Genomic DNA, 5442 nt, shown 5'->3' with positions numbered 1-5442 from the left:
ACATGAAAACCGACAACCCCGACCCCGCCAGCCTGAACAGGGACGAACACCAGCAGCCACAACCAGCACCCAAACGGGAAACCAGACAGGAACAGGACGAGCCCGAACACTACGGCACCGCCATCAATTGGAACGAGTTCCACACACCAGTCAGATACCCCAACACCACACTCTGACCAACACACAACCAAACCCACACACAGAACCTAAAACAACGCGTTTAGTTCCTATAGCCCCTGATGCCGGAGAGACCGTTCTGTATCAGCATAGAGGCTAGATTGGCTGAGCTCTGATAAGGATGCGAAGGGTAAGGAATACGAGCGGTGTCCATCTCAGTTACACCCCTTTAGATAAAAAAGTGCCGCCCTAGTGTGCATATCATATAAATATGATAGAGGCAGTGGCGGCTTCTAACAAGCTTTAATATACTCGGGATATCAGTTAGAAAGCTTCATCAAGATAAAGCTTCACAATATAAACACATTTCTTATCGGATGGTCTTTCTTCTATCATGAGCTACTGCAGATCACCCTTCAATCGGCAAACATAAAACTGGTCGGCTCGGCCGGGGTTGTGGTCATCGGCGGCTGCGCCTTGATGTCTGGCCGCCGCTGTCGCACGCCTGCGGCGTGCTGCTGAAGGGGTTGGGAATGTGGTGTTTGTGCCGCCCCCTTCCATTCTGGCCCGGGCCGCTGCGACTCAAGCCCCGAGCGTCTCCGCCCACACCCCGCTCCGGCCGAGGGGGCCGAACAGCATGCCCCCTCGGCCTCCGGGGGAGTGTTCGGATCCACGCGGGGGCTTGACTCTCCGCTATACCCGGGCCGCCATTCCAGGCGTCGGCACAAACAGTCCCGGCACCAAGGAAAGGAACACCCATGAACACCACAACCACAGTGACCATGCTGCCCATCGACGCCATCAGGCCCAACGACGCCAACCCCCGAAGCGAGATAGGAGACGTGTCGGAGCTGGCCATGAGCATCGCGTCCCAAGGCATACAGCAGGCCCTGGTCGTCACACCGGCGAACCAGGAGGGGCGGCACACCCTGGTCATCGGACACCGGCGGCTGGCGGCCGCCGAGCAGGCCGGCCTTGCAACCGTGCCCTGTATCATCACCGACATGGACGAGCAGACCCAGGCGGAGGTGATGCTGGTAGAGAACATACACCGTGACCAGCTCACCGCCCTGGACGAGGCACGCGGATACGCCCACCTCCTGGACCTTGGCGAAGACGTGGACCAGATGGCCAAAGCCACTGGCCGCAGCCGCAGCACCGTGCAGCGACGGCTCAAAATATCGTCCATCGACGACGAGAAAATACTCGCGCTGCCATCCCAGCTGAGCTTCGAGGAATTGGAGACGATAGCCGACTTCCGCGACGACGAAGGCCTGCAAGACCAGCTCATCAAAGCCGCAGGCACCAACAACTGGAACATGACACTGCACCAGGTCCAGGCCAAACGGTCGCTGGACAAGTGGATCGAACAGGCCCAGGAAGCCATCAAGCAGGCCGGGCTGCCCATCGTGCCGCTGACACCATCACAATCCTGGTCTGACCCGGAAGGTTGGCGCACCATCGCCCGATTCTCCCCGGATACCGACCCCGACCCCAAGCAGGCCCTCGACACATGGCTGGAGGAATGGGAAGGCGACAAACCCACGGCCGCCGGACTGCTCGACCGTGGCGGACAGTGGCGCGTCAAAATCACCCTGCTGGAGCCATACACCCAACAGGACCAGGAGGACGAACGCCGGCAAAGAGAGGATGACCTGGCCAGGTGGCAAGCCGAACAAGAAGCCGAAATCGCACCGGCCAAGCAACTGGACACGGCAAGCCACGACCTGCGGCTGGCCTACACGCAACGGCTCATGTCCCTCAAACGCCCCGCCAAAAACCAGTCCCAGGCCCTGTCCATGCTGGTCATCGCCCAAGCGAGCCAACGCACCTGGTGGGTCAGCCGGGACCAGGTGCGGGACACATGGCGCGCCATCGTCCAGGACCAGGAAGCCGAGCTGGCGCAAAAGGCCGACCTTGACGAGAGTCGCCGCACCCAGACGGCCTTCGCCCTGTGCCACGCCATCATGGAGACACAGATCAACCACGAGACCTGGCGCAGCCAAGACGACATAGACGGCCTGCTCAAACCCCTCTACCGTGCCCTCCAAACCGCAGGCTACGCCATCAGCGACGAAGAGCAATCCGGTCTCGACGGCGACCTGGTGCCCCGACCTGAAGAGGAAGACAACGAAGGGAACGAAGATGAAACAGACGACGGCGACCAGGAGGAGGACACCAAAGAGTGAATGAACCCCGCAGCGATGCCTCGCGCCACCCCACGGGGTGGAATCGGCATCGTCGAACGCCCCGCGTTCGGACAGCCAGACCGCAACGCGAGGAACGCACGACTGGTTTGTATGTGCAATTTGTACTACACTCATGGTCATGGAGATCGAGATAGAGCAATCAGCCCGCAAGCACGGCTGCGCCGACGACGAAATCAGGCACGCGGTCCTCCACTCCATAGGCCACGAACAAATCGAGGGCTACGGCGACGAGATGACGGTGGTCTTCGTCGGCCAGCCACACCCCGGGGCCCTACCCGACAACCTGCTCGAAGTCATCGTCAGCAAATGGCAGGACGGCCAGCTCCACGCCTTCCACGCCATGCCGCTGACCAGCCGGTGGCAACATCTCAGATACCAATAGACACAACCAACAAGGAGCCAGACCATGACCAACACACAGACACCCGCCGACAGGGCAGCACACGCCGAAGCACTCGACCGCATGGCCGACGCCGGCCAATTCACACCCATCGAAGGCACCCGGGTATACCGGGGCTACGACGCCGGCCCCCTGACCGACGACGACCTGCTCTCCATCTTCGCCGGCCGCCCCCGCGACGAACTCAAACAACCCACCAGCAAAACCTGGCAGGTACGCACCACCCCGGCCCTGGACCAATGGGCCGAAGCCGCCGTCAAAACAGAAGGCACCAACCTATCGGCACTGATCCGCCAAGCCACCGCCGAATACCTGGCACACCACTACCCAGGACTCCGAAGCCAGATGGCCTGACCCATCAGGGCAACATCATCAAGGGACCCCTCAACGGGGTCCCTTTTTCCATGCTCGGCTCGGCCGGGGTTGTGGTCATCGGCGGCTGCGCCTTGATGTCTGGCCGCCGCTGTCGCACGCCTGCGGCGTGCTGCTGAAGGGGTTGGGAATGTGGTGTTTGTGCCGCCCCCTTCCATTCTGGCCCGGGCCGCTGCGACTCAAGCCCCGAGCGTCTCCGCCCACACCCCGCTCCGGCCGAGGGGGCCGAACAGCATGCCCCCTCGGCCTCCGGGGGAGTGTTCGGATCCACGCGGGGGCTTGACTCTCCGCTATACCCGGGCCGCCATTCCAGGCGTCGGCACAAACAGTCCCGGCACCAAGGAAAGGAACACCCATGAACACCACAACCAGCCTCCAGGACGACGTCAAGCAACTGAGCCAGGACCCCCAACTCATGCTCACCGCAGGCCGACAGGCCCTCGACAGCATCATGCGCATACTCGACGGCACCCACCAGCCCGAAGCCATAGGACACGACCGGCTCACCCGCATGGCCGCGCTGATAGAAACCTCACTGCCGCACCGCGACGCGCTCCTGGTCGCCGCCATCAACCCCGACACCACCCGAGACGACCTGACCACCATCACCGAACAACCCCACGACCCCGCCGCCGTCAAACTCATCTTCACCAGCCTCACCACCTGCTTCGAAGGCCGGACCCCCGTCAACCAGGAACGCGCCGACAGAGCCTACAACCTCTTCGACCAGCTCACCGCCGCCGTCGGCCCCACCCCACACCTCAGCGCCTCCAGAGCCTACCTGGCCTGGGCCGCCCGCGACCCCGACCAAGCCAGCTCATACATGGTCCAAGCCCTCACCCTCGACCGAACCAACAACCTCGCAGCGCTCATCGCCCTGGCCCTCAGTAAGAACATCAACCCCACCGACGACTAACACCACACACAACCAAACCGAAGAGGTCTCCTCCCAAACCAAGGAGGAGACCTCTCCGCGTCCGATGCGTTTCTCCCGCCCCATAAAAGGGGCACTCGAATCCGCTTCATTCCCTAGGAATGATCGTTGTTTAGATTAATCATGCTTGTCTGCAGCATCAACGGCATGAATGACGAGTAGGGAGATGAGAATGGTGAGAACCTCAGTTATCAAAGATGAGAGCGCCATGGCTTCCCACCTGCTGAAGGCCAAGGCCATCAACCCCATGAGAAACACAAAACTCACAACTTCGCTAACAAGCTTCTTCAAGACCTTGTGACTGCTCATGCTAAACAACACATCCACCAACGCATCAGTTATGTAGGTACCAAAGAACCACAACAGAAAGATAACGATGGTACCCAAAACCCCACGCCACCCATGCACCCAGGAACGAACGCCACCGAAAGGGAGCAAGCGATAAGTGACACCAATGCCGACCGCAAAAGGAAAGACAAAACCCAACAACACAGTTCCGAAAAAACCAACACCGGTAATCGCATCCGAAACCGTTACATGGTCTGATCGTCCACGGTCACTCATCGCTCACCCCTCTCTCCATGAATCAGAGGAACAAATCAACCCATGTCGCCGTGTATTCAGCAATATCGTAAGGGATGCCCAGCTGCATCAAACCTGAGACGATAGCGGCATGAGTCCAGACGCCGGTGGCTTCCAGGAAGTCTGCAATCCGACCGGCCCACGGAGCAATCTTGGCAGGAAGCTTGGAACCTCCCCAGCGCAGAAGCTTAATGACAGCTTTCTTGGCGATCGTCGTAGCCCAATTCCTCGATTGGAAGCCATTACCGGCAGTGCCATCATGCATCGAGAATGCATACTCGGTCAGGATGCCAGCACCTTCATAATCACCGTTTTCCCATGCGGTATCCGCTATCTCCAGCACATCCCTCGGAGTCAGCGAATCGGTGACTTGACTCACGATAGATGTCGAAGCGGTATCCACAGGCTCTGCAGCCATCGCCTGACTGGGAACCATGGCGACTCCCATAGACAGCGCAAGTGGAACAGCAACGCTGGCGAGCAACCTACTTTTGATAGTGTTCAGAGCTTTCATCATAAGCCCCTTTCCGTTTGTTGAGTCAATTCATCCTTGATAACCAATAACGAAGTCAGCGGTGTCAGCCATGGCACCTCTGACAACCCAGCTAAAACTGGAATACTGCACTGATAGATAGGCCTAACTATCATTCTTGAGTTATTACATCAACGGTGACAGTAGCACCACCGTTACACCATCATAGGGCTATAGGAACTAAACGCGTTGTTTATGTTGGGGGTTTGGCCTTGTGGCTGTAAGCGTGTTGGGTGGTTGTTAATAGGTCGGGTTGTTAATAGGGGTCTTGCAGGGGTGCCCGTTCCTGTTCGAT

Annotated in this window: 6 protein-coding genes and 1 pseudogene; 5 read left to right on the top strand and 2 right to left on the bottom strand. The window is 59.2% G+C overall.

Going from position 1 to position 5442, the window contains the following annotated elements; genetic code table 11:
- From AACP62_RS08245 to AACP62_RS08225, 5 genes and pseudogenes are all read left to right on the top strand, one after another.
- Positions 1-176, top strand: a pseudogene (locus AACP62_RS08245) (IS256 family transposase); the annotation flags it as partial.
- A gap of 699 nt (positions 177-875) precedes the next feature.
- Positions 876-2306 carry a ParB/RepB/Spo0J family partition protein gene (locus AACP62_RS08240; protein ID WP_015022037.1) on the top strand — a complete coding sequence of 477 codons (1431 nt, stop codon included), beginning with the start codon at positions 876-878 and terminating at the stop codon, positions 2304-2306.
- A 139-nt stretch (positions 2307-2445) separates the two neighbouring features.
- A complete protein-coding gene (locus tag AACP62_RS08235) occupies positions 2446-2709 on the top strand; it encodes a hypothetical protein (RefSeq protein ID WP_141650026.1) in 264 nt (87 codons plus the stop codon).
- A 24-nt stretch (positions 2710-2733) separates the two neighbouring features.
- The gene (locus AACP62_RS08230) at positions 2734-3081 is read left to right on the top strand and encodes a hypothetical protein (protein WP_015022035.1); all 348 of its coding nucleotides are present in this window, start codon (positions 2734-2736) and stop codon (positions 3079-3081) included.
- Positions 3082-3454: 373 nt separating this feature from the next.
- Complete coding sequence (locus tag AACP62_RS08225; protein WP_015022034.1) at positions 3455-4015, top strand: hypothetical protein; 561 nt, start codon at positions 3455-3457, stop codon at positions 4013-4015.
- Positions 4016-4150: 135 nt separating this feature from the next.
- Here the strand turns inward: AACP62_RS08225 and AACP62_RS08220 are convergent, their stop codons facing one another.
- Positions 4151-4597: a hypothetical protein gene (locus AACP62_RS08220; protein ID WP_015022033.1), complete on the bottom strand. Its 447-nt coding sequence runs from the start codon at positions 4595-4597 to the stop codon at positions 4151-4153.
- Between the two features lie 22 nt (positions 4598-4619).
- The gene (locus AACP62_RS08215) at positions 4620-5132 is read right to left on the bottom strand and encodes a hypothetical protein (RefSeq protein WP_045925197.1); all 513 of its coding nucleotides are present in this window, start codon (positions 5130-5132) and stop codon (positions 4620-4622) included.
- Positions 5133-5442: the final 310 nt, after the last annotated feature.

Origin of the sequence: Bifidobacterium apis (assembly GCF_036986835.1) — a bacterium.
Classification (GTDB): Bacteria; Actinomycetota; Actinomycetes; order Actinomycetales; family Bifidobacteriaceae; genus Bombiscardovia; species Bombiscardovia apis_A.
The sequence above is the reverse complement of the archived record's forward strand: the minus strand, read 5'-3'. Positions and strand labels throughout refer to the sequence as shown.

Excerpts from the sequence above, each read along its gene's own strand:
- AACP62_RS08240 (WP_015022037.1), top strand. The coding sequence starts at position 876 with ATGAACACCACAACCACAGTGACCATGCTGCCCATCGACGCCATCAGG.
- AACP62_RS08235 (WP_141650026.1), top strand. The coding sequence starts at position 2,446 with ATGGAGATCGAGATAGAGCAATCAGCCCGCAAGCACGGCTGCGCCGAC.
- AACP62_RS08230 (WP_015022035.1), top strand. The coding sequence starts at position 2,734 with ATGACCAACACACAGACACCCGCCGACAGGGCAGCACACGCCGAAGCA.
- AACP62_RS08225 (WP_015022034.1), top strand. The coding sequence starts at position 3,455 with ATGAACACCACAACCAGCCTCCAGGACGACGTCAAGCAACTGAGCCAG.
- AACP62_RS08220 (WP_015022033.1), bottom strand. The coding sequence starts at position 4,597 with ATGAGTGACCGTGGACGATCAGACCATGTAACGGTTTCGGATGCGATT.
- AACP62_RS08215 (WP_045925197.1), bottom strand. The coding sequence starts at position 5,132 with ATGATGAAAGCTCTGAACACTATCAAAAGTAGGTTGCTCGCCAGCGTT.